General features: G+C 73.8%; 18 protein-coding genes. 7 read left to right on the top strand and 11 right to left on the bottom strand.

Going from position 1 to position 23017, the window contains the following annotated elements; translation table 11 throughout:
• Positions 1 to 24 precede the first annotated feature (24 nt).
• The 5 genes from V6U89_RS14205 to V6U89_RS14185 all read left to right on the top strand — a co-directional run bounded on the left by V6U89_RS14205 (position 25) and on the right by V6U89_RS14185 (position 6295).
• Positions 25 to 1365, top strand: coding sequence for an ABC transporter substrate-binding protein (locus tag V6U89_RS14205; RefSeq protein WP_334571469.1), 1341 nt, complete (start codon positions 25 to 27; stop codon positions 1363 to 1365).
• 70 nt (positions 1366 to 1435) lie between these two features.
• Positions 1436 to 2479 carry a carbohydrate ABC transporter permease gene (locus tag V6U89_RS14200; protein WP_334571467.1) on the top strand — a complete coding sequence of 348 codons (1044 nt, stop codon included), beginning with the start codon at positions 1436 to 1438 and terminating at the stop codon, positions 2477 to 2479.
• Between the two features lies 1 nt (position 2480).
• Positions 2481 to 3443: a carbohydrate ABC transporter permease gene (locus tag V6U89_RS14195; protein WP_154942333.1), complete on the top strand. Its 963-nt coding sequence runs from the start codon at positions 2481 to 2483 to the stop codon at positions 3441 to 3443.
• A 66-nt stretch (positions 3444 to 3509) separates the two neighbouring features.
• Positions 3510 to 4583, top strand: a complete 1074-nt coding sequence (locus V6U89_RS14190; protein WP_334571466.1) for a LacI family DNA-binding transcriptional regulator — start codon at positions 3510 to 3512, stop codon at positions 4581 to 4583.
• A gap of 41 nt (positions 4584 to 4624) precedes the next feature.
• Positions 4625 to 6295: a glycoside hydrolase family 13 protein gene (locus V6U89_RS14185; protein ID WP_334571613.1), complete on the top strand. Its 1671-nt coding sequence runs from the start codon at positions 4625 to 4627 to the stop codon at positions 6293 to 6295.
• A gap of 927 nt (positions 6296 to 7222) precedes the next feature.
• On the opposite strand, the gene V6U89_RS14180 is transcribed toward V6U89_RS14185, so the two are convergent.
• From V6U89_RS14180 to xylA, 3 genes are read right to left on the bottom strand one after another with little or no spacing between them, the layout of a single operon-like run.
• Positions 7223 to 8647: an MFS transporter gene (locus tag V6U89_RS14180; protein WP_334571464.1), complete on the bottom strand. Its 1425-nt coding sequence runs from the start codon at positions 8645 to 8647 to the stop codon at positions 7223 to 7225.
• A gap of 58 nt (positions 8648 to 8705) precedes the next feature.
• Positions 8706 to 10205, bottom strand: coding sequence for a xylulokinase (gene xylB / locus V6U89_RS14175; RefSeq protein WP_334571463.1), 1500 nt, complete (start codon positions 10203 to 10205; stop codon positions 8706 to 8708).
• An 11-nt stretch (positions 10206 to 10216) separates the two neighbouring features.
• Entirely contained in the window at positions 10217 to 11404 is a 1188-nt protein-coding gene (gene xylA / locus V6U89_RS14170) for a xylose isomerase (RefSeq protein ID WP_334571461.1), read from the bottom strand.
• 46 nt (positions 11405 to 11450) lie between these two features.
• Between xylA and V6U89_RS14165 the strand changes: the two genes are divergently transcribed.
• Positions 11451 to 12737 carry an ROK family protein gene (locus V6U89_RS14165; protein WP_334571459.1) on the top strand — a complete coding sequence of 429 codons (1287 nt, stop codon included), beginning with the start codon at positions 11451 to 11453 and terminating at the stop codon, positions 12735 to 12737.
• Positions 12738 to 12760: 23 nt separating this feature from the next.
• Here V6U89_RS14165 and V6U89_RS14160 read toward each other — a convergent pair whose 3' ends face one another.
• A complete protein-coding gene (locus tag V6U89_RS14160) occupies positions 12761 to 13267 on the bottom strand; it encodes a MarR family winged helix-turn-helix transcriptional regulator (RefSeq protein ID WP_334571457.1) in 507 nt (168 codons plus the stop codon).
• A gap of 97 nt (positions 13268 to 13364) precedes the next feature.
• On the opposite strand from V6U89_RS14160, the gene V6U89_RS14155 reads away from it, so the two are divergent.
• On the top strand, positions 13365 to 14495 hold the full coding sequence (locus V6U89_RS14155) for a PP2C family protein-serine/threonine phosphatase (protein ID WP_334571456.1): 1131 nt from the start codon (positions 13365 to 13367) through the stop codon (positions 14493 to 14495).
• Positions 14496 to 14499: 4 nt separating this feature from the next.
• Here the strand turns inward: V6U89_RS14155 and V6U89_RS14150 are convergent, their stop codons facing one another.
• The 7 genes from V6U89_RS14150 to V6U89_RS14120 form a co-directional block, all read right to left on the bottom strand.
• On the bottom strand, positions 14500 to 15984 hold the full coding sequence (locus V6U89_RS14150; protein ID WP_334571455.1) for a sugar transferase: 1485 nt from the start codon (positions 15982 to 15984) through the stop codon (positions 14500 to 14502).
• 215 nt (positions 15985 to 16199) lie between these two features.
• Positions 16200 to 17939, bottom strand: coding sequence for a substrate-binding domain-containing protein (locus tag V6U89_RS14145; protein WP_334571454.1), 1740 nt, complete (start codon positions 17937 to 17939; stop codon positions 16200 to 16202).
• Between the two features lie 164 nt (positions 17940 to 18103).
• Positions 18104 to 19135: a lactonase family protein gene (locus V6U89_RS14140; RefSeq protein WP_334571453.1), complete on the bottom strand. Its 1032-nt coding sequence runs from the start codon at positions 19133 to 19135 to the stop codon at positions 18104 to 18106.
• A gap of 145 nt (positions 19136 to 19280) precedes the next feature.
• Positions 19281 to 19883: a GTP-binding protein gene (locus tag V6U89_RS14135; RefSeq protein ID WP_334571452.1), complete on the bottom strand. Its 603-nt coding sequence runs from the start codon at positions 19881 to 19883 to the stop codon at positions 19281 to 19283.
• Complete coding sequence (locus tag V6U89_RS14130) at positions 19864 to 20250, bottom strand: DUF742 domain-containing protein (protein WP_154942320.1); 387 nt, start codon at positions 20248 to 20250, stop codon at positions 19864 to 19866. The genes V6U89_RS14135 and V6U89_RS14130 overlap by 20 nt, the downstream gene beginning before the upstream one ends.
• A complete protein-coding gene (locus V6U89_RS14125) occupies positions 20240 to 20662 on the bottom strand; it encodes a roadblock/LC7 domain-containing protein (protein WP_154942319.1) in 423 nt (140 codons plus the stop codon). The genes V6U89_RS14130 and V6U89_RS14125 overlap by 11 nt, the downstream gene beginning before the upstream one ends.
• On the bottom strand, positions 20662 to 23016 hold the full coding sequence (locus V6U89_RS14120; RefSeq protein ID WP_334571451.1) for a sensor histidine kinase: 2355 nt from the start codon (positions 23014 to 23016) through the stop codon (positions 20662 to 20664). Before V6U89_RS14120 ends, V6U89_RS14125 begins: the two co-directional genes overlap by 1 nt.
• Between the last annotated feature and the right edge of the window lies 1 nt (position 23017).

Below are 23017 nucleotides of genomic sequence, written 5' to 3'. Positions count from 1 at the left end.
GCGCCGGCAAGGAAGGAGAACGGCATGGCGTTTGCCAGATCACGCCAGGCTCTCGCGATCGCCGGCGTACTGGGGCTGGCGCTCGGCGCCACCGCCTGCGGCACCGGCAACGACAAGAAGAGCGACAAGGCGAGCTCCCCCGAGTGCGCCGCATATGAGAAGTACCAGGGCCACGACGGCAAGAAGGTCACGATCTACTCGTCGATCCGGGACATCGAGGCCGACCGCCTGGAGCAGTCCTGGAAGCAGTTCGAGGACTGCACCGGCATCACGATCGACCACGAGGGCAGCGGCGAGTTCGAGGCCCAGCTCGGCGTCCGCGTCGACGGTGGCAACGCCCCCGACCTGGCCTTCATCCCCCAGCCGGGTCTGCTCAAGCGGTTCGTCGACGCGGGCAAGGTCAAGACGGTCGGCGCGGACACCAAGGCGCTGGCCGAGCAGAACTTCACCCCCGACTGGCTGAAGTACAGCACCGTCGACGGCAAGCTCTACGGCGTTCCGCTCGGCTCCAACGTCAAGTCGTACGTGTGGTACTCGCCGAAGACCTTCAAGGAGAAGGGCTGGCAGGTTCCGACCACCTGGGACGACCTGATCAAGCTCAGCGACACGATCGCGGCCAGCGGCACCAAGCCGTGGTGCGCCGGCATCGAGTCCGGTGACGCCACCGGCTGGCCGGCCACCGACTGGATCGAGGACGTCATGCTCCGGACCCAGGGTCCGGAGGTCTACGACCAGTGGACCACCCACGGCATCCCGTTCAACGACCCGAAGGTCGCTGACGCGGTGAACAAGGCCGGCACCATCCTCAAGAACGAGAAGTACGTCAACGGCGGCTTCGGCGGGGTGAAGAGCATCGCCACCACCTCCTTCCAGGAGGCGGGCGTCCCGATCACCACCGGCAAGTGCGCGCTGCACCGCCAGGCGTCCTTCTACGCCAACCAGTGGCCGCAGGGCACCAAGGTGGCCGAGGACGGCGACGTCTTCGCCTTCTACTTCCCGGCCATCGACCCGGCCAAGGGCAAGCCGGTGCTGGGTGCCGGCGAGTTCGTCGCGGGCTTCGCCGACCGTCCCGAGGTCCAGGCGGTGCAGACCTACCTGGCCTCCGGCGAGTACGTCAACAGCCGCGCCAAGATCGGCGACTGGCTGTCGGCGAACAAGAAGCTCGACCTGGCCAACGTGCCGAACCCGGTGGACAAGCTCTCCGTCGGCATCCTCCAGGACCCGAAGACCGTGTTCCGTTTCGACGGCTCGGACCTGATGCCGGCCGCGGTCGGCGCGGGCACCTTCTGGAAGGGCATGACCGACTGGGTCAACGGCAAGGACACCGCGACCGTCCTCAACGGCATCGAGGGCAGCTGGAAGTGATCTGAGTTGGTGGCCCGGTCCGCGTCGCGGACCGGGCCACCCCCGCAACCGAGCCCTTGAAGGAGGGTCGATGGACTGGCTGGAGGAACAGCCCAAGTTCTTCATGCTGGGGTACGGCCTGCTCGCCTTCGTCGTGGTGGTGGGCGGGCTGCTCCTGCTGCTCGACGTGGTCCCCGCCTGGTTCGCCCGCCGCCGGGAGGCGCAACTGGTCGCCGCCTCGGCGAGCGGGGCCCCACTGCCCCGCCGACGAAAGCCGCGGGAGGGGCTGTTCGCCCTGTTCTTCCTGCTGCCGACGCTGCTGCTGCTCGCCATCGGGCTGGTGGTGCCGGCGATCCGGACCACGCTGCTCTCCTTCATGGACGCCGGCAGCAACGACTGGGTGGGCCTGCGCAACTACGGTTGGATGTTCTCCGAGGACTCGATCGTCCGGGTCCTGCTCAACACCCTGGTCTGGGTGCTGCTGGTCCCGCTGGTGGCCACCTCGTTCGGCCTGCTCTACGCGGTGATGGTCGACAAGGCCAGGTTCGAGGCGGTCGCCAAGTCGCTGATCTTCCTGCCGATGGCGATCTCGTTCGTCGGCGCCAGCATCATCTGGAAGTTCGTCTACGCCTACCGCGGCGAGGGCCAGGAGCAGATCGGCCTGCTGAACCAGATCGTGGTCAGCCTCGGCGGCGAGCCGAAGCAGTGGCTGCTGGAGTCCCCGCTGAACACGCTGCTGCTGATCGTGATCATGGTGTGGATCCAGGCCGGCTTCGCGATGGTGGTGCTCTCCGCCGCGATCAAGGCGATCCCGGCGGACATCGTGGAGGCCGCCCGCCTCGACGGGGTCACCCCCTGGCAGATGTTCTGGCAGATCACCATGCCGAGCATCCGGCCCGCGCTGATCGTGGTGGTGGTGACGCTGTCGATCGCCACCCTCAAGGTCTTCGACATCGTCCGGACCGCGACCAACGGCAACTACGACACCAGCGTGATCGCCAACGAGATGTACAACCAGGCGTTCCGGTACGGCCAGAACGGGCAGGGCTCGGCGCTGGCCGTCTTCCTGTTCATCCTGGTGGTCCCGATCGTGATCTACCAGATCCGCAACCTGCGTCAGCAGCGGGAGGGCTGAGATGAGCACCGCCACGCCCACGGTCCCGGCCGGCACCCAGGCCACCGGGAAGACCACCACCGCCGGACGCGTCCGCAAGCGGCTGAACAGTCGTACGGCCACGCTGATCTCGATCGTCATCGCGCTGCTCTGGACGATCCCGACCTTCGGCCTCTTCGTGTCCTCGTTCCGGCCGGAGGACGAGATCAAGAGCACGGGCTGGTGGACGTTCTTCACCAACCCGCAGTTCACCCTGGAGAACTACCAGGAGGTGCTCTTCGGCAGCTCGTCCTCCTCGGGTCAGCTCGCCAGCTACTTCATCAACTCGCTGGCCATCACCATCCCCTCGGTGCTGTTCCCGCTCGCCTTCGCCTCGCTCGCCGCGTACGCGCTGGCCTGGATCAACTTCAAGGGCCGGGACTGGCTCTACATCGCGATCTTCGCGTTGCAGATCGTCCCGCTGCAGATGGCGCTGGTCCCGCTGCTCAAGTTCTTCTCCACCGGCGTCACCGTCGCCGGCGTCACCCTGATGCCGGCCTGGGACCTGGTGGACGAGCAGAAGTTCGCCCAGGTGTGGTTCGCGCACACCTGCTTCGCGCTCCCCTTCGCGGTGTTCCTGCTGCACAACTTCATCTCGCAGCTGCCCAGGGACCTGATGGAGGCGGCCCGGGTCGACGGGGCCACCCACCCCAAGATCTTCCGCACCATCGTCCTGCCGCTGATCACCCCGGCCCTGGCGGCCTTCGGCATCTTCCAGTTCCTCTGGGTCTGGAACGACCTGCTGGTCGCGCTGATCTTCGCCGGGGGTGGCAACGAGACCGCCCCGCTGACCGTCCGGCTGGCCGAGATGGCCGGCACCCGGGGCAACGAGTGGCAGCGGCTGACGGCGGGCGCGTTCGTCTCGATCGTCGTACCGCTGATCGTGTTCCTGTCCCTGCAGCGCTACTTCGTCCGCGGCCTGCTCGCCGGCAGCGTCAAGGGCTGAGGCCTCGTACCGCCGCCGCCCGCCGGGCGGGCGGCGGCGGTGCCGGGCGCGGAGCGGGGGAACACCATGACGAAGATTGATGACGTCGCCCGACTCGCCGGGGTCTCGACGGCCACCGTCTCCCGGGCGCTGCGCGGCCTGCCCACGGTGTCGGCCGCGACGCGCCGCCGGGTGCTCGCCGCCGCCGAGCAGCTCCAGTACGCCGTCTCGCCGAGCGCCTCGCGGCTGGCCGGCGGCCGGACCGGGACGGTGGCCGTGGTGGTCCCCCGGATCACCCGCTGGTTCTTCGGCACCGTCGTGGAGGCGGTCGAGGAGTTCCTCCACCAGGCCGGGTACGACCTGCTCCTGTACAACCTGGGCGGCCGGGAGCAGATCCGGCAGCGGGTGCTGCGCAACGCCAACCTGCACAAGCGCGTCGACGCCATCATGCTGGTCGCCACGCCCCTGCGGCCGGCCGACCTGACCGCGCTGGGCGCGCTGGACCTGCCCGGGATCACCATCAGCTCCGGCACCGTGGTGCCCGGCTGGCCCTGCGTCCGGATCGACGACGTGGCCGCCGCCCGCACCGCCACCCGGCACCTGCTCGACCTGGGGCACCGCCGGATCGCCCACATCTCCGGCGACCCCGACGACGAACTGGCCTTCACCACCCACCTCGACCGGCGCCGGGGCTACCGGGAGGCGCTGCGGGCGGCCGGGATCCGCCCCGACCCCAGCCTCGACGTCGAGTCGCAGTTCACCATCGACGGCGGCAACCGGGCCACCGCCGAACTGCTCACCCGGGGCGAGCCGCCCACCGCGATCTTCGCCGCCTGCGACGAGATGGCGATGGGCGCGATCACCGCGCTGCGCGACGCCGGGCTGCGGGTGCCGCAGGACGTCAGTGTGATCGGCGTCGACGACCACGACCTGGCCAGCGTGCTCGGGCTCAGCACCATCGCCCAGCCCGCCGCCGAGCAGGGCCGGCTCGCCGCCCGGCTGCTGCTCGACCCCCTCGGCACCCGCACCACCGGCCCGTACGCCGGCCGGGTCCCCGACCAGCGGGTCGGCGGGGGCCCGGACGACCCACCGACCCCTCCGGTGATCCTGCCCACTCGGCTGGTGGTGCGTGAATCGACCGCGCCACCGCGGGCACACTGAACGGATTCGACCGCACCACGGCTCGACACAGGGAGAAGGCTCTGAACACCGACGCGAGGCAGCAGGAACAGTCCGGTGGCCCGGCCACCGGGTGGTGGACCGAGGCCGTCATCTACCAGATCTACCCGCGCTCGTTCGCCGACTCCGACGGCGACGGCGTCGGTGACCTGCCGGGCATCACCGCCCGGCTCGGCCACCTCGCCGAGCTGGGCGTGGACGCCGTCTGGCTGTCGCCGTTCTACCCGTCGCCGCAGGCCGACGCCGGGTACGACGTGGCCGACTACCGGGACGTCGACCCGCTCTTCGGGCGGCTCGAGGACGCCGACAAGCTGATCGCCGAGGCCCGCGCCAAGGGCCTGCGGGTGATCGTCGACCTGGTGCCCAACCACACCTCCTCGGCGCACCGGTGGTTCACCGCCGCCCTGGCCGCCGCCCCGGGCAGCCCGGAGCGGGCCCGCTACATCTTCCGGGACGGTCTCGGCCCGGACGGCGACCAGCCCCCGAACGACTGGCAGAGCGTCTTCGGCGGCCCCGCCTGGACCCGGGTCACCGACCCCGACGGCCGGCCCGGCCAGTGGTACCTGCACCTGTTCGACACCGGCCAGCCCGACCTGAACTGGGACAACCCGGAGGTCCGCGAGGAGTTCCTGGACGTGCTTCGGTTCTGGCTGGACCGCGGCGTGGACGGCTTCCGGGTCGACGTGGCGCACGGCCTGATCAAGCAGGCCGACCTGGCCGACTGGCAGGAGCCGCAGGAGATCCTCTCCGGCAGCGAGGTGGCGAAGCCGCGGCCCCCGATGTGGGACCAGGACGGCGTGCACGAGATCTACCGGGAGTGGCGCCGGCTGCTCGACTCGTACCCGGGCGAGCGGGTCCTGGTCGCCGAGGCGTGGGTGGAGCCGGCGGAGCGGCTGGCCCGCTACGTCCGCCCGGACGAGATGCACCAGGCGTTCAACTTCGAGTACCTGCTCGCCTCGTGGACCGCGCCCGCCCAGTACGCGGTGATCACCCGCTCGCTGGAGGCCACCGACAGCGTCGGCGCGCCGACCACCTGGGTGCTCTCCAACCACGACGTGGTGCGGCACGCCTCCCGGCTCGGCCTGACCATCGGCGGCGGTCGGCCGAACGGCATCGGCATCGGCGACCCGCAGCCGGACGCCGCGCTCGGCCTGCGCCGGGCCCGCGCCGCCAGCCTGCTGATGCTGGCCCTGCCCGGCAGCGCCTACCTCTACCAGGGTGAGGAGCTGGGGCTGCCGGAGCACACCACGCTGCCGGACGAGGTCCGGCAGGACCCGACCTGGGAGCGCAGCGGCCACACCCAGCGCGGCCGCGACGGCTGCCGGGTGCCGATCCCGTGGGAGGCCGACGCCCCGTCGTACGGCTTCGGGCCGACCGACGCCAGCTGGCTGCCCCAGCCGCCGCTGTGGGCCGAGTACGCCCTCGACCGGCAGCGCGGGGTGCCCGGCTCGACGTACGAGATGTACCGGACGGCGCTGCGGCTGCGGCGCGAGCACGGACTGGCCCGGGGCCCGCTGAGGTGGCTCTCCTCCGGCGACGAGGTGCTGGCCTTCCGCAACGGCGGGCTCACCGTGCTGACCAACTTCGGCTCAGCGGCCGTCCCGCCACCGGCCGGGGAGGTGCTGCACAGCAGCGCCCCGCTGGACGCCGACGGCCGGGTCCCCACCGACGTGACGGTCTGGGTCCGCGCCTGACCACCCGCTGGAACCCGCCGGCCCCGCGCTCATCCGCGGGGCCGGCGGGCCGGCTGGCCGGCTCGGGCAGGACCGGCGGCCGTCGCCTGTCGGCGTCGGCGGGGTTGGTGCCTCGTCGCCCGGCACACCGATCTCGGGTACGTCGGGGCACGGCGGCTCGGGCACGGCGGGGTAGCTCGGGCACAGCGCGGCGCCTCGGGTATGGCGGGGTGGCTCGGGCATGGCACGGCGCCTCGGGCACGGCGGCCACGGGCACTGCCGTGTCTCCACCCGGTCCACCCAGCACCCGGTTGGTTCGCTACGGACCTGATGTCGTCAACGACTCAGCCCTGCTTCCCAACCCCGCAGCGCACCGGCACGGGCCCCTCGTCCCGCCACAGTGGACGGGGCGAGGAGCCCTTGCGCAACCCCGTCGGTGACGGGGACAGGTGTGCGCGTCGCGATCGCGGCGGCGCACGCGATGCAGAGGCGCCGCGCCGACGCACCCTGGCTCGGTACCGGCGGCCGGCTGGTGCAGGTGGGCGCCGGGCGGGCCGAACGGGCGCCGGTTCCACGGCGGGTCGTGTCCCGGGGCACGCCGCCGGACGTGTCGCGCCGTCCCGGGGTGGATGGGGTCTGCCTCGCTTCCGACATCAGGCCGGCCTGAATCGTTTACGACATCAGGTCCATAGCGTCCTGGGGGCACCCGGCCCGGTAGATCCGCCGGCTCAGCCCCAGCGCCAAGCGCCGCTAAGCCGACCCGGCGCGGCAGCGACCCACCCGGCGCAGCCCGACCCGGCCCGGCCCGGCGCGGCCCGGCGCGGCCCGAACCGAACTGGCCCAGCCGGCGCGGCCCGGCGCCGCCCGACGCGGCCCGGGGCCACCGTGCTGATGTTCGGCGACCACCTCGGCCCCGAGGCGTGGCAGGCTCGGCCCGGCGGCGATCGGTCAGAGGCGGTCGGCGCGGGCGTGCAGCAGGTCGTGCACCGCCTGGATGTCCTCGGGCGAGGAGCGGGAGGCGCGCCAGTACATCCACCCGGTGGGGATGAAGAAGAGCTGGAAGACGGCCAGCCCGACGGCGTAGTTCAGCGGCGGCGGGAAGGCCGCCCGTAGGGCGTGGAAGGCGACCCCGACCAGGCCGTTGCCGGCCGCCCGGCCCACCCCGTTGAGCAGGTTGCCCAGGCTGTAGACGGTGCCCCGGTGCTCGGGCGGGTTGACGTCGGCGATCAGGGCGAACCAGTTCGGCGAGTTCGCCGAGGTCAGCGCCAGCGCGACCACGGCGGCGAGCAGGCTCAGCCCGACCGTCGGCTCGGTCAGCACGCTGGCCAGCACCGCCCGGACCACCGCCCCGCCGCCCGCGTCGTCGGGCACCACGATGCGGATCGGCACGAAGAAGAGGGCCAGGTAGAACGGCACGGCCGCGAGGATGCCCACCGCCGCGACCAGGGCCCGTCCCCTCGGGGTACGCCGTTGCAGCACGTCGCCGGCCAGCCCGCCGACGATGGAGAACACCCCGCCGAGCTGGAACAGCGTGGCGAAGACGCTGCCCACCACGACCGCGGTCGCCGACGAGTAGCCCTGGGCCTCGGCCCGTTGGGCGAAGAGCACCGGCAGCCAGACCAGCGAGCCGAACGCCGCCTGCGCGGTCAGGCCCTGCAGGATCAGCCACCGGTTGGTCCGCCGGTGCAGGATCCGGGGCAGGTCGGCGCGGGTGATCCGGTAGTCGTACTCGGCACCGGCGTTCAGCGCGCCGGCCAGCTCGGGCTCGCTCTGCCCGCGCCGGATGTCGTACGTGAAGAGATAGGCCAGGGTGGCGCCCAGCCCGACCACGGTGAGCGCCAGGAACGGACGCCGCCAGTCGGTGGCTCCCAGCAGGCCGCCGGTGAGCGTGCCGGCCAGCGTCCCCACCCCCTGCGACAGCCCCCAGAAGCTCATCACCAGCCCCCGGCGGCGGGGCGAGATCAGGTCGGTGACCACGGAGAACCCGACCGAGCCGACCGCGCCGAGCCCGACCGCGGCCACCAGTTGTGCGGCCAGGAAGGTCGGGTAGTCCTGGGCGAGCGCGCTGCCGCCGGTGCCGGCCGCCCAGATCAGGGTGCCGACCATGAGCAGCGGCTTGCGGTTCGTCCGGTCCCCCACGTACGCCCAGGCCACCGCCGCCACCGCGCTGACCAGGAAGCTGACCGCGGTGACCAGCCCGAGCAGCCGCTGCGGCACGCCCAGCGCCCCGGAGATCGGCCCGTACAGGGGCGGGACCAGGCCGATCGCCACGTTGTCCAGCGAGGCGAGGACCACGAAGACCACGACGCTGTAGAACCGGTGCGCCGTGCCGCCGCCCCAGGTCCGCGCCGCCCCACCCGTGGTCAAGGTCATGTGCGGCAGCCAATCAGGACGCGGTCACGGCCGCGTCACCGGGGTCGGCCCCGCCCGCTCAGCCCGGCGTCCGGTCGACGGTCCGGTCCCGGGCCTGGGCGTACCGCTCCCGGACGGCGGGGACGGGCTCGGCGTCGTACTCCCGGGTGCCGGCATCGGCCCACTGCGGTGGCGCCGCGCCGCCCAGGGCGACCCAGGCGGCCTGGCGAGCGGCCCCGTCGGCGACGTACTCGCCGGGCGGGGGCAGCACCACCGGCCGGCCGAAGACCTGCGGGGCGATCCGGCGCACGGCCGCCGAGCGGGCCCCGCCACCGACCAGGATCACCCGCCGGACGTCGGCGCCCTGGGCGGTGAGCGCGTCGAGCCCGTCGGCGAGCGCGCAGAGCATCCCCTCGACGGCGGCCCGGGCCAGGTGCGCCGGCGTGGCGGTACGCAGGGTGAGGCCGTGCAGCGCGCCGGTGGACAGCGGCCGGTCGGGCGTCCGCTCCCCTTCCAGGTAGGGGATCATGACCAGCCCGTCCGCGCCGGGTGGGGCGGACAGTGCCAGCTCGCTCAGCTCGTCGAGGCCGACCCGGAGCAGCGCGGCGGCGGCGTCCAGCACCCGGGCGGCGTTGAGGGTGCAGACCAGCGGCAGGTACCGGCCGGTGGCGTCGGCGAACCCGGCGACGGCGCCGCCCGGGTCGGCGGCCGGCACGTCGGCCACGCTGAACACGGTGCCGGAGGTGCCGATCGAGACGACCACGTCGCCGGGTCCGGCGCCGACGCCGAGGGCGGCGGCCGCGTTGTCCCCGGTGCCCGGGCCGAGCACGATTCCGCCGGGGGCGGCACCCGACGGGCCGACCCCGGAGCCGCCGGCCGCGCCGGTCCCGGCTGCGGACGCGGGGCCGCCCAGCGTGGCCGGGTCCAGGACGCCGGCGGCCTCGGCCGGGCCGAGCACCGTCGGCACCGCCAGCACCCGCCCGAAGGCCTGTTCCAGCAGGTCGAGGCGGTACTCGCCGGTGCGGGGCGACCAGTAGCCGGTGCCGCTGGCGTCGCCCCGGTCGGTGCGCAGCGCGGCCAGCCCGGGCGCGCCGGCCAGCCGCCAGGTGAGCCAGTCGTGGGGCAGGCAGACGGCCGCGACCCGGGCCGCCCGCTCCGGCTCGTGCCGGGCCAGCCAGCGCAGCTTGGTGCCGGTGAAGCTCGCCACCGGCACGCTGCCCACCGCCTCCGCCCAGAAGCGGCGGCCCGCCACCGCGCCGCCGACCTCGTCGACGAGGTCCCGGGCCGCGTCGGCGGAGCGGGTGTCGTTCCAGAGCAGGGCGGGCCGGACCACCTCGCCCGCCTCGTCCAGGCAGACCATGCCGTGCTGCTGACCGGCGACCGAGACCGCCGCGACGTCGGCCAGCCCGCCGGCGGCGTCCACCGCCGCGCGCAGCGCGTCCCACCAGGCCCGCGGATCGACCTCGGTGCCGTCCGGGTGCGGCGCCCGGCCCTGCCGGACCAGGGCACCGGTGGCCGCGTCCCGGATCACGACCTTGCAGGACTGGGTGGACGAGTCGATTCCGGCGACGAGCGGCACGGCGGCCCGCCTCAGCGCGCGCCGAGCAGGTGCTCGACGGCGAGCTGGTTGAGCCGGACGAAGCCGAAGCCCCGCGCCGCGACCGCGTCGACGTCGACGTCCTCGAACGCGGAGGAGTCGGCGAGCAGTTCGGCGTACCCCTCCCCCGGGTTCAGCGTCGGGGTGGACAGCTCGGCGACCTTGCTGGCGGCCAGTGCCTCGGCCACCTCCGGGTCGGCCCGGAACGCCGCGGCCCGCTCCTTGAGCAGCAGGTACGTGCGCATGTTCGCCTCCGCCGAGGCCCACACGCCGGCGAAGTCCTCGGTGCGCGAGGGCTTGTAGTCGAAGTGCCGGGGCCCGTCGTACGCGGGTCCGCCGTCCGGGCCGCCGTGCTCCAGCAGGTCGACCAGGGCGAAGGCGTTGAGCAGGTCACCGTGGCCGAAGACCAGGTCCTGGTCGTACTTGATGCTCCGCTGGCCGTTGAGGTCGATGTGGAACAGTTTGCCCTGCCAGAGCGCCTGCGCGATGCCGTGCGCGAAGTTCAGCCCGGCCATCTGCTCGTGCCCGACCTCCGGGTTGAGACCGACCCGGTCCGGGTGGGCCAGGGTGGAGATGAACGCCAGCGCGTGCCCGATGGTGGGCAGCAGGATGTCGCCGCGCGGCTCGTTGGGCTTGGGCTCGATGGCGAAGCGCAGGTCGTAGCCGGAGTCCACGACGTACTGGCAGAGCAGGTCGACCGCCTCGCGGTAGCGCTCCAGCGCCGCCCGGACGTCCTTGGCCAGGTCGTACTCGGCGCCCTCCCGGCCGCCCCACATCACGAAGGTGCGGGCGCCCAGCTCGGCGGCGAGATCGACGTTGCGCAGCACCTTGCGCAGCGCGTACCGGCGGACGTCCCGGTCGTTGCTGGTGAATCCGCCGTCCTTGAAGACGGGGTGGGTGAAGAGGTTGGTGGTGACCATCGGGACGACCAGGCCGGTCTCGTCGAGCGCCTTGCGGAACCGGGTCAGGTGGGCCTCGCGGGCGGCGGCGTCCGCGCCGAAGGGGACCAGGTCGTCGTCGTGGAAGGTGATCCCGTACGCGCCCAGCTCGGCGAGACGGTGCACCGCCTCCACCGGGTCCAGCTCAGCGCGGGTGGCGTCGCCGAACGGGTCGCGGGCCTGCCAGCCCACCGTCCAGAGCCCGAAGGAGAACTTGTCGGCGGGGGTGGGACGGGGTGCCATGGCAGACCTCCGGTGGTGTCCGCAATTTGTTCAATGGATGGATTAAATGACCGTGCTGTGGCACTGTCAAGGGGTGACCAGCACCAGCACCGCGGGCGCGGTCCGGCAGGGCAGCCTGCGCGAGCTCAACCTCGCCGTCGTGCTCGGGCGGATCGCCGGCGCCGACCAGCCACCATCGCGGGCCGGCATCGCCGGCCAGACCGGCCTCACCCGGGCCACCGTCTCGGCCGTGGTGGACGACCTGATCACCGGTCGCCTGGTCACCGAGGCCGACCCCGCGCCGCGCGGCGGAGCGGGTCGCCCGGCCCGGGGCCTGCGGCTCGCCACCGACGGCCCGGCCGGGCTCGGTCTGGAGGTCAACGTCGACTACCTGGCCGCCTGCGTCGTCGACCTCGCCGGCACCGTCCGGCACCACGAGGTACGCCGAGCGGACCTGCGCCCGGTCGCCCCCGCCGACGCGCTCGCCCGGCTGGTCGAGCTGGCCGGGCGGGCCCGGGCCGCCGCCGACCGGGAGGGGCTGACCCTGGCCGGGGCCACGCTGGCCGTGCCGGGGCTGGTCGACGGCCACGGCCTGGTCCGGCTCGCGCCCAACCTCGGCTGGCGCGACGTCGACGTTCCCGCCCTGCTCGCCGCGCATCCGCCGCTGGCCGGGCCGGTCGACGGGGTGCCGGCGCTGGTGGTCGACAACGAGGCCAACCTGGCCGCCCTCGGTGAGCTGCACGCCGGCCCGGCGACGGCCAGCTTCCTGCACGTCTCGGGCGAGATCGGCATCGGGGCCGGGATCGTGCTCGACGGCGCGCTGTTCCGGGGCGCCCGGGGCTGGAGCGGCGAGCTGGGCCACGTACCGGTCGACCCGGCCGGGCCGCGGTGCCGCTGCGGCGCGCGGGGCTGCCTGGAGACGTACGCCGGTCAGGAGGCCGTCCTCGGCGCGGCCGGACTCTCCGGGGCGGACCTGCCGGCGGACACCGCGGCGCGCCGGCTGGCCGACCTCGCCGAGGCGGGCGACCCGGCCACCCTCGATGCGCTGCGCGCCGCCGGCACCGCCCTCGGGGTGGCGGTGGCCGGCGTGGTCAACCTGCTGGACCTGGACACCGTGGTCCTCGGGGGCGGATACGCCACCCTGGCGCCGTGGCTGCGCCCCCCGGTCCTCGCCGAGCTGACCGACCGGGTGCTCACCGCCGCCTGGTCGCCGGTCACGGTCCGCGCGGCGGCGCTCGGCCCGGCGTCGGCCGCGGTCGGTGGGGCCGGGTCGGTGGTCCGCCGGATCATCGCCCGGCCGTCCGGTTGGCTGGCCGGCCGGCCCTGCCCGGAGCTGACCCACGGCCGGCGGTGACCGCAACCCCCGGAGGGTCAGGATCAGGCGGAACGGGCCGCCGACGGGTCGCCCATCTCGCTGTCCTGGGGCGGGACTCCGGTGCCCTGCCACGGCACCACCGGCGGCGCCGACTCCTCCAGGTCGCGGGCGACCCGGTCGAACTCGCGAACTCCCCGCAGCAGGGCCTGGCGGCCCTCGTCGCTCATCCCGGCCAGCACGTCGGCCAGCCGCCGCCGCCGGTCCCGGCGCAGCTCGGCCAGCAGTCCCCGGGCCTCCGGGGTCAGGTGCAGGGAGATCTCCCGCCGGTCGAGGCGCCCCGGCTCCCGCTCCAGCATGCCGGCCGCCACCAGCCGGTCGCAGAGCCGGCTGGCCGAGGAGAGCAGCATGTCGAGCAGGGTGGCGAGCCGGCGCAGGTTGATCCCGTCGTGCCGCTCCACCACCATGACCGCGCGCAGCTGAGCGGCGGAGAGGCGGCTGGTGGTGCCCTCCCGCGCCGCCTCCCACACCGACAGCAGGGCACCCGCCGCGCCGTCGAGCTCGGCGGCCATACTCAGTTCCGGTCCCGCGGGACCATGTTCGTCGGCCATGGTGGGCCCGAGACTACCCGGAGTACCGGGTGGTCGGCCCCTGTCAGGAGGAGTGATGATGAGCGGACCGGACGATCACGCCCGGCGGGTGCTGGTCGAGGCACCGGCCGACCTCCTGCTCGACCGGCTCACCGCCGAGCTGGAACGGACGTTCAGGATCACGGAGAGCGAACTCTTCCAGGTCGACTACCGCCTCTCGGTGCTGCTGCCGCTGGGTGACGAGGATCCGATCACCGAGCCCGGCCACCCGGCCTGGCGCTGCTTCGACCACCAGGAGCCGATCGTGGCCGGCGGCGTCGGCTGGTTCCCGGTCGGCATGCGCGGCGAACGGCGCGGGGTGCTGCGCCTGGCCCCGGTCGCCGACGACCCCGCCCAGGTCGAGGAACTCGCCGCCATCGCCACCGCCCTCGGGCACGAACTCGCCGCAGTCTCCGCCGGTACCGACATCTACCGGGCGGCCCGCCGGGCCCGCCGGCTCACCCTCGCCGCCGAGATGCAGTGGGAGCTGCTGCCCGGCCGCAGCCGGATCCGCCCGTCGTTCAGCCTGGCCGGTCAGTTGGAGCCGGCGTACGCGGTGCGCGGCGACAGCTTCGACTGGTCCGACGACGGGCACCGGGTCTGGCTCGCCACGATCAACGGGTCGGGCGAGGGGGTGGCCGCCGCGCTGCTCACCTCGCTGGCCACCTACGCGCTGCGCAACGCCCGCCGGGCCGGGCTCGGGCTGGCCGACCAGGCCGCCCTGGCGGACCAGGCGATCTACGCCCTGCACCGGGGCGAGCAGCACCTCTCCGTGCTGCTGATGGAGCTGGACCTCGCCTCGGGGAAGCTGACGGTGGTGGACGCCGGGTCGCCGCGCCTGGTGCGACTGCGCGACGGGGAGATCAGCGAGCACGTGCTCGAGAAGCAGTTCCCGCTCGGCATGTTCGAGGGCACCGACTACCAGGAGCAGTGTTTCGAGCTGCACCGCGGCGACCGGCTCTTCGTGCTCAGCGACGGCGTGATCGACGCGACCGGCCAGAACGTCCGGTACGGGGAGACGGCGCTGGACCGGTTCCTGCGTCGTACCGGGCCGATGGAACCGCTGGACGCCGTCCGGTCGCTCCTGGGCGACCTGCGGGCGTTCGTCGCCGGTGACCTGATCGACGACGCGGTGGTGGTCTGCCTGGACTGGACCGGCCCGCAGCCCTGAGGGGTCAGTACGCCCCGCGCCCCCGCAGCACCGCGCCGAAGGTCTTCCAGAGGATGGTCAGGTCGGCGGCGAGCGACCAGTTCTCGACGTAGTACAGGTCGAGCCGGATGCCGTCCTCCCAGCTCAGGTCGGAGCGACCGCTGACCTGCCAGAGCCCGGTCATCCCGGGCTTGACCAGCAGCCGCCGGGCCACGTCGCCGTCGTAGCGGGCCACCTCGGAGGGCAGCGGCGGCCGGGGGCCGACCAGGCTCATCTGCCCCAGCAGCACGTTGACCAGCTGTGGCAGCTCGTCCAGGGACCACTTGCGCAGCAGCCGCCCGACCCGGGTCACCCGCGGGTCGTCGCGCATCTTGAACATCAGCCCGTCGGTCTCGTTGCGCACGGCCAGCTCGTCCAGGAGATCGTCGGCGTTGACCACCATGGTGCGGAACTTCAGCACGCCGAACTCCCGGCCGCCCCGCCCGACCCGGGTCTGCCGGAACAGCACCGGGCCCCGGCTGTCCAGCCGGATGGCCAGCGCGACCGCCGCCCCCAGGGGCAGCAGGAGCAGCAGCGCCAGCGCGGCGGCGGCCCGGTCGACGAACTCCTTGACGAGCTTGCGGGCGCCCCGGAACTCGGGCGCCTCGACGTGGATCAGCGGCAGCCCGGCGACCGGCCGGGTGTGGATGCGGGGGCCGGCCACGTCGGTGAGCGCCGGCGCGACGACCAGGTCGATTCCGGTCCCCTCCAGCTGCCAGCCCAGCCGGCGCAGCCGGGCCGCGGTCAGCTCGCCGGAGGCGGTGACGGCGACCGTGTCCGCGCCGATCGCGGCGGCCGCCTCGGGCACGCCGCGCAGCGAGCCGACCACCGGCACGTCGCTGAGCCGTTGCGGCACCGGCGCGAGCAGCGCGTCCGGGATGCAGGCACCGACCACCTGATAACCGGCGTACGGCTCGCGGCGCAGGGTGTGCACGAGTTCCAGCACGTGGGCGGTGTCGCCGACCACCAGCACCCGGCGGGACCAGCCGGCACCGGAGTACCGGGCCCGGTGCAGCCGCTTGCGCGCGGCGAACCGGTTCACCTCCAGCGCCACGGTGCCGACGGCGAACGAGATGCCCAGGAACCCCCGGGACACGTCAGCCTCGGCGATGTAACCGACGATGGCGATGCCACCGGCGAGCCGCAGGCTGGCCGTGCTCACCCGCCGGTACTCGTCGGCGCCGTAGCCGAGCACCCGGTCGTCGTAGCAGCGCAGCATCCGCAGCGAGAGCAGCCAGGCGAGCACCAGGGCGGGGGCCACCAGCACGTACGGGATCTCGGAGCCGACCGGCACCCGGTCACCGAAGCGGGCGGCGTACCCGACCAGGACGGCGAGGGAGAGCACGGCGGTGTCGAGCACCACCAGGATCCGCACGTACGCCCGCTGGTCGGCCCGGGCGACCGGGCCGGTGGGCGGGCCGGCCGGGGCACGCGGGACCCGTGCCGGCGTGGACAGCGTCGCAGCGGTCACCCAGCCTCCCCACATCGCGCGCACCGGCTCCGGCCGACGACCGCCCCGGACGGGACATCGACGCCGGAGCGTACCGGACATCCTGCCTGACAATGATGCTCGCCGATTGATTCGGACGTATTGCCGTCACTTTGCCTTCCGGCCCGGACACCGGAAATGCGAACCGCCGCACCGGAAAATCTCCGGCGCGGCGGTTCCCCGCACTGTTCGAAGACTCAGCGCGGCGCGTTCGGGCGCAGCGCGATCGCCTTCAGGAAGATGTCACCGATCTTGCTCGGGTCCTCGGTGACGAAGGTGCCGCCGCCGGTGACATTGGTGATCGACTGGAGCTCGGTCTTGGAGACCTCGTTGCCGATGCCGATGATGACCACCTGCACCGGGCGCTCCGCATCGTTGAGCTGCTTGAGCTGGCTGATCAGCGAGGCCTGCGAGATGCCGTTCTTGTCGTCGTTCTTGCCGTCGGTGAAGAGCACGATCGAGTTCACCCGACCCGGCTCCCAGTCCTGCTGCACCGTCTTGTACGCCTCCAGCACGGTGTCGTACAGGCCGGTGTTGCCGCTGGACGGGCGGATCCCGGCGAGGCCCTGCTCCAGCCGGCCGCGGTTGACGGAGAGCGGTTTGATCGGCACCAGCTCGCGCCAGTCCCGCGAGCCCACCAGCTCGGTGGAGAAGGTCCAGAGGCCGATCGACCAGGAGTCGTCGAACAGGCCGAGGCCCCTGCTCGCCGCCGCCACGGTGACCTGTTCCCGGGTGGCGTTGCCCGCGGAGGGCACCTTCGCCTTCATCGAGCCGGAGACGTCGACGACGGCGAGCATCCGACCGGACTGGGTGGCGATGGACCAACCGGAGACCGCACGGTCTATCGCGAAGGGGTCCAGGCCACCCACCGCGCCGACACCCGCCGGCGGGGCGGTCGCCGGACCACCGGCCGGGCTGGGTGCCCCCTGCGGCGCCTTGAAGCCGTCACCCCAGTTGCCGTCCGGCGCCCGCAGCGACTGAGCGGCCAGCCGGTTCTTGAAACCCTGCGTGGTGAGCAGCTCGAAGAGCACCCGGGCGGCCGACTGCTTGGCCGGCTCGATGCCCGGCAGCACCGCGAACGGGTAGTCCAGCGGCATCGGCGCCGGCTCCAGGTAGAGCGCGGCCAGCGGGATCGGCGGCTTGGTGCTGTTGTACGCCATGACGTCTTCCTCGGAGAGCGCGGCGGCGCCGAGCCCGCTGGCGATTGACGTCGGGTCGTTGGAGCGCGGGAAGCGGGCGAGCAGGTCCTGCCGCAGATTGGAACGGCCGGTGGCCAGCGCCCGCAGCGCCCCGGTGGTCGCCTTCGCGGTGTCGCCGCCGGAGGCGCTCGCCGCGGCGGTCAGGGAGAGCAGGCCGGAGAGGCCGGCGGCGTCCTGGGTCGGCTCGACGATCCCGGCGCGCAGGCCCTTGCCGGTGCTGACCGCGTTGAGCAGGTCGGTCCAGCCGAGCTTCTTCTCCGGCCAGCCGAAGCGGGAGGCCACCGGCTCCGGCATCGCCACCACCACCGGGCTGCGGGCGACGGAGGCGCCGTTGCCCGGAGCGAAGGCGGTGGCGCCGTTGTTCTTCAGCCGCAGCAGCCAGGTGGAGGAGTCCGGGATCCAGACGTCGGGCGTGGTCACCGTGCCGCTGGCCTGGCCGACACCCGCGAGGGTGGCGCCGTGCTTGCTGGCGACCGCGGCCGCCACGTCCACCGGCTCCGAGGCACTCACGTTCACCGCGATGCAGGTGCCGCTCACGGCCGCGCCGTCCTCGACCCACTGCGCCGAGGCCTTCTGCACCGCAGGGGCGAGTTCGGGAGCGGCGGCCACCGACAGCTGGATCTCACCGGAGCAGGAGGGTCCGGCCAACTGCTGGTAACCGAACCAGGTACCCCCGACCACGACGACGAGCGCAGTCGCCGCCGCGGCGGCTCCTGCTCCACGGATACTTGAACGCATGCGATGGCGGCCAGACACGCTGACCATCTTGCGTATCTCGTTCGGATAGTGCCATAACCGTTCGGCTGAAAGTTACGCAGGAGATACAGTTGATCGCACTTTCGGCACAGTGAGTAATCAGTTAGTCTCGCGCCGTTGCCGCGATCCACACCGGACAGTGCCGCTCAGGGCAGGACACAGGTCGGGCTCGGCACCGGCACCGGCTCGCCGAGCGGGTCGGGAACGCCCGAGCCGGGGTCGACGCGGAACACCCGCACCATGTCGGCCCGCTCGTCCGCCACGTAGAGGTGCGGCCCGGTCAGTACGAAGTGCCGGGGCCACTCGCCCCCGGTGTCGACCTCGGCGACCAGCCGGGGCAGCTCTGCGTCCAGCGCGAAGACCGCGACCGTGCCCACTCCCCGGTTGCCGACGTAGAGGAAACGCCCGTCCGGCCCCACCGCGATCTCGGAGGGCTGGACGTGCCCGGTCCGCCCGCTGGCGTCCACCCGTCCCCGCTGGTGCAACGCCCCGTCCGGGGTCGACTCGTACGCGGTGACCGTCGCGTCCAGCTCGCCGGTCACCCAGCAGCGCCGCCCGTCCGGGTGGCGGGCGAGGTGCCGGGGACCGGTGCCGGCCGCGGTACGGATCCGCGGCTCGCGGGTCACCAGCCGGCCCGGGCCGGCGTCCAGGTCGTACCGGTAGATCGAGTCGGTCCCCAGGTCGACGGCGAGCAGCGGCCCGGCCCCCGGGTCCGGGGAGACCATGTGGCAGTGCGCCTGCTCCTGGCGCCCCGGGTCGAGGCCGTGCCCCTGGTGCACCACCAGGTCGCTGCGCTCGGCCGGCGCGCCGTCGGCGGCCAGCGGGAAGACCGCCACGCTCCCGCCGCCGTAGTTGGCCACGAAGAGGTGCCGCCCGTCGGGCGCGACCGCCAGGTGGCAGGGGTCGGCCCCGCCGGTCGGCCGGACGCCCAGCGGGGTCAGCGCGCCGTCGCCACCCACCCGGAAGGCGCTGACCTGCCCCTGCGGCAGCTCGTTCACGGCGTAGAGGACGGGCAGGGCGGGATGCCGGACGAGAAAGGAGGGCGAATCGGTCACCGCGACGGTGCCGAGCGCGGTGAGTTCCCCCGAGTCGGGATCCCGGCGGGCGGCGACGATGCCGTCCCCCCGCCCGCCGCTCGCCGCCGTGTAGCCGCCGATGTGGACGATCGTGTTCGTCACCGGTGCACCCTCCGCCGATCCTGCTCTCGCTCCCACCAGAGGCTTCCCGGTCGACCCGGGCGTTAGCCCTGTTTTCCGGAATTTCCTCCGAACGCCGGCGACGGGGGCTCCGGGCGCCACCGCCCCGGGCCCCGCCGCCAGCCGGTCAGGAGACCGGGACCGGTTCACCCCGCTGCCGGGCGACGTGCTCGACCAGCGAGATCAGCACCAGCTTGGCGGACTGCCGGTCCCGGGCGTCGCAGAGCACCACCGGCACGTCCGGGTCGATGTCCAGCGCCTGGCGTACCGCCTCGATGCCGAACCGGCGGGACCCGTCGAAGCAGTTCACCCCGACCACGAACGGGATGCCCCGCTGCTCGAAGTAGTCGATCGACGGGAAGCAGTCGGCCAGGCGCCGGGTGTCGGCAAGCACCACCGCGCCGAGCGCGCCGAACGCCAGCTCGTCCCAGAGGAACCAGAAGCGGTCCTGCCCCGGCGTGCCGAAGAGGTAGACCTGGAGGTCCTCGTTGATCGTGATCCGACCGAAGTCCATCGCCACGGTGGTGGTCGACTTCGTCTCCACCCCGGAGAGGTCGTCGGTGCCGATGCCGGCCCCGGTCAGCACCTCCTCGGTCTGCAACGGGCGGACCTCGCTCAGCGCGCTGACCAACGTCGTCTTGCCCGCGCCGAACCCCCCGGCGATCAGGATCTTGAGAGCCAGCGGCAACCGGGGCCCGGAGGAGTCCCGGTCAGAGCGCACGTAGTCCACTGACCACCGCCTTGAGGATGTCGTTGTCGGGAAGGCCGGCGGCCGGCGGCTCGTGCACCGAGACCAGGCCCCGGGCGAGCAGGTCACCGAGGAGGACCCGGACCACGCCCACCGCGAGGTCCAGGTCGGCGGCGAGGTCCGCCACCGCGACGGGACGCCGGGCCAGCTCGACCAGGCGCCGGTGCTCCGGCTGGAGGCCCGGCTGGCCGGACGGGTCCGCACCCGCGCCGGCCAGCACGAACGCGACCAGGTCGAAGCCGTCGACGGCCGGGCGCACCCGCCCGCCGGTGAGGGTGTACGGACGAACCACCGGACCGGCCGCCGCGTCCAGCCACTCGTGCTGGGCGCCCGGCGGCTCAGCCCGCATCGACGGCCCCCACCGTCGCCCGGGCGGGCGCGGTCAGGTTCTCGCCGACCCGGATGACCAGCATCGCCATCTCGTACGCCACCAGGCCGATGTCCGCGTCGGCCGCGCAGACCACCGCCAGGCAGGCGCCCCGCCCGGCGGCCGTCACGAACAGGTACGCGGACTCCATCTCCACCACGGTCTGCCGCACCCCGCCGCCGGCGAGGTGCCGACTGGCGCCCTTGGCCAGGCTGGAGAAGCCGGAGGCCAGGGCGCAGAGGTGCTCGGCGTCGGCGCGATCCAGCTCGGCGGAGGCGCCGAGCATCAGCCCGTCGGCGGAGAGCACCACGGCCTCCCGGGCGGCCGGTACCCGGTCGACCAGCTCGTCGAGCAACCAGCCGAGGTCGACGTTCTGCCTCGTCGTGTCCACCACTAGGCGTCCCTCTCAGTCGCGGTCGGGGAATCGGGGGTCGCCGCCGTCGCATCCGGCGGCGGGGACGGTGCGGGATCCCCGCCCTGCCCCTCGGTACGGCCGCCGGTCGGGGCGGGTACGGCGCCGTCGGGTCGCCCCGGCGGCACGGAGCGGATCGCGCCGTCGCGCCGGCCCCGGGCGGTGCCGGCCTGGAGCGCGGACATCTGCCGGCGTACCTCCTCCGGGGAGCGGGCGGCCGAGGCCTCGGCGACCTGCGGGCGGGGGCGGGCGACCGGTCCGCGCCGGCGGACCCGGCGGGGCAGGCCGTCGCCGTCGGGGGCGGCCTCGACCGAGGAGATGCGGGCCGGGGCGAACGGCAGCACGGTCTGCTCGGCCCGGTCCCGCCCGGCGCGGCCGGCGCGGGGCCGGGGCAGGGTGGCCAGCCGGGTGACCACCGAGGCCGGTCGCCCGCTGTTGACCGGCGCGGCCGGCAGCTCCTCGGTGATCAGGTCGGACGGGACGAGGACCACGGCGGTCACCCCACCGGGAGCCTCGGAGCGCAGGGTGACCCGGACGCCGTGCCGGGCGGCGAGCCGGGACACCACGAACAGGCCGAGTCGGGCGCTGTCGGCCGGGTCGAACTCGGGCGGCCGGGCGAGCCGGCGGTTGGCGTTCTCCACCGCCTGCGGGGTCATGCCGAGGCCGTGGTCGGTGATCTCCACGACGTAGCCCCGGGGCACCTGCTGGCCGGAGACCTCGACGCGGGTCTCCGGCGGCGAGTAGGCGGTGGCGTTCTCGATCAGCTCGGCGAGCAGGTGGATGACGTCCGCGACGGCCCGACCGACCACCCCGGCCGGCTGCACCGCCCCGATGTCCACCCGGTCGTACGCCTCGACCTCGGAGACCGCGCCGCGCACCACGTCCAGCACGGCCACCGGCTGCCGCCAGCCCCGCCCCGGGGCCGCGCCGGCCAGGATGACCAGGTCCTCGGCGTGCCGGCGCAGCCGGGTGGCCAGGTGGTCGACCCGGAACAGCTCGGCCAGCTCGTCCGGGTCCTCGGTACGCCGTTCCATCCGGTCGAGCAGCGCCAACTGGCGGTGCACCAGGCCCTGGCTGCGCCGGGCGATGTTCAGGAACACCTCGTTGAGGCCGCGGCGCAGGGTGACCTCGTCGACCGCCGCCCGGACGGCGGTCCGCCGGACCTCGTTGAAGGCGCGCCCGACCTCACCGATCTCGTCGGCGCCGTACTCCAGCGGCGGCGCCTCCCGGGCCACGTCCACCTGCTCGCCCCGGCGCAGCCGGGCCACCACGTCGGGCAGCCGCCGCTCGGCCATCTCCAGCGCGGCGCCGCGCACGCCGGTCAGCCGGCGGGCCAGCGTCCGCCCGACCCGGACGGCGACCAGCAGCGACACCACGATCGCCGCCAGGCCGAGCAGCCCTGCGGCGGCGAGCCGGACCAGGATGCCGACGGCCACCGGCACGGACCGCTCGGCCAGCCCGTCGGCCTGACTCAGCTCGAAGTCGCGCAGCGCCTGCTGGACGGCGTCGTGGCTGGTCTGCCAGCTACGGGCGTCGACCGGCGGCCGGGTGGCCGGGTCCGCCCGGAGCAGCCCCTCCTGGAGGGTGCGCAGCTGGACGAAGGCCGGATCCTCGGTCAGCCGCTGGTAGGTGCTGCGGGCCTCCGGCGGGAGGTCGGCCACGGCCGTGTCGATCAGGAACCGCTCGTTGCCGATGGTCTGGGTCAGGAGCAGGTGTTCGCCGTCGGAGAACCGCCCACCGGCGAGCGCGCCGGCCACCAGCGCGTCGGCCTGGCCGAGCAGGTCGCGGGAGCGCCCGAGCGCGGTGAGCGCCAGCGCCTCCCGGTTGAGCTCCGGGTCGGGCAGGGCGGCCATCGCCGAGAAGGTCTGGAAGGCGAAGGAGATCATGCCGCTGTAGAGCCCGACGGCGCCGGCCCGGTCCACCTGCCGGCGGTCGATGAAGCCGCGCCCGGCCGGCAGGGCGTCGAGGGCGGCGACCAGCTTGTCGAGCCGGGCGTCGAGCAGGTCGCCGGCCGCGTCGCGCAGCTTGTCCCCGCCGACCCGGTCCCGCAGCTCGGCGATCGCCGCGTCGGTGCGGCGGCGCTGGTCGGCCAGGGCCGGCAGGGCCGCCGGGCCGGCGAGGTGCACCACCGAGAGCCGGCGTTCGCGTTGCAGCTCGGTGACCACCACCTCGCCGGGGCGGCCCAGGTCGTAGAGGAGGGTCCGCGCGGAGAGCAGATCCAGCGCCGGGCCGAAGGTCAGCGTGGTGGCGAAGATCCAGAGCGCGAGCAGGGCGGCCACCGGGGTGACGACCAGGGCGGTCAGCTTGGCGCGGATCGGCCAGTCGCGGGTGTCCATG

This window comes from Micromonospora sp. CPCC 206171 (genome assembly GCF_036906755.1).
Taxonomy (GTDB): domain Bacteria; phylum Actinomycetota; class Actinomycetes; order Mycobacteriales; family Micromonosporaceae; genus Micromonospora; species Micromonospora purpureochromogenes.
This window is presented reverse-complemented; position numbering and strand designations above follow the sequence as displayed.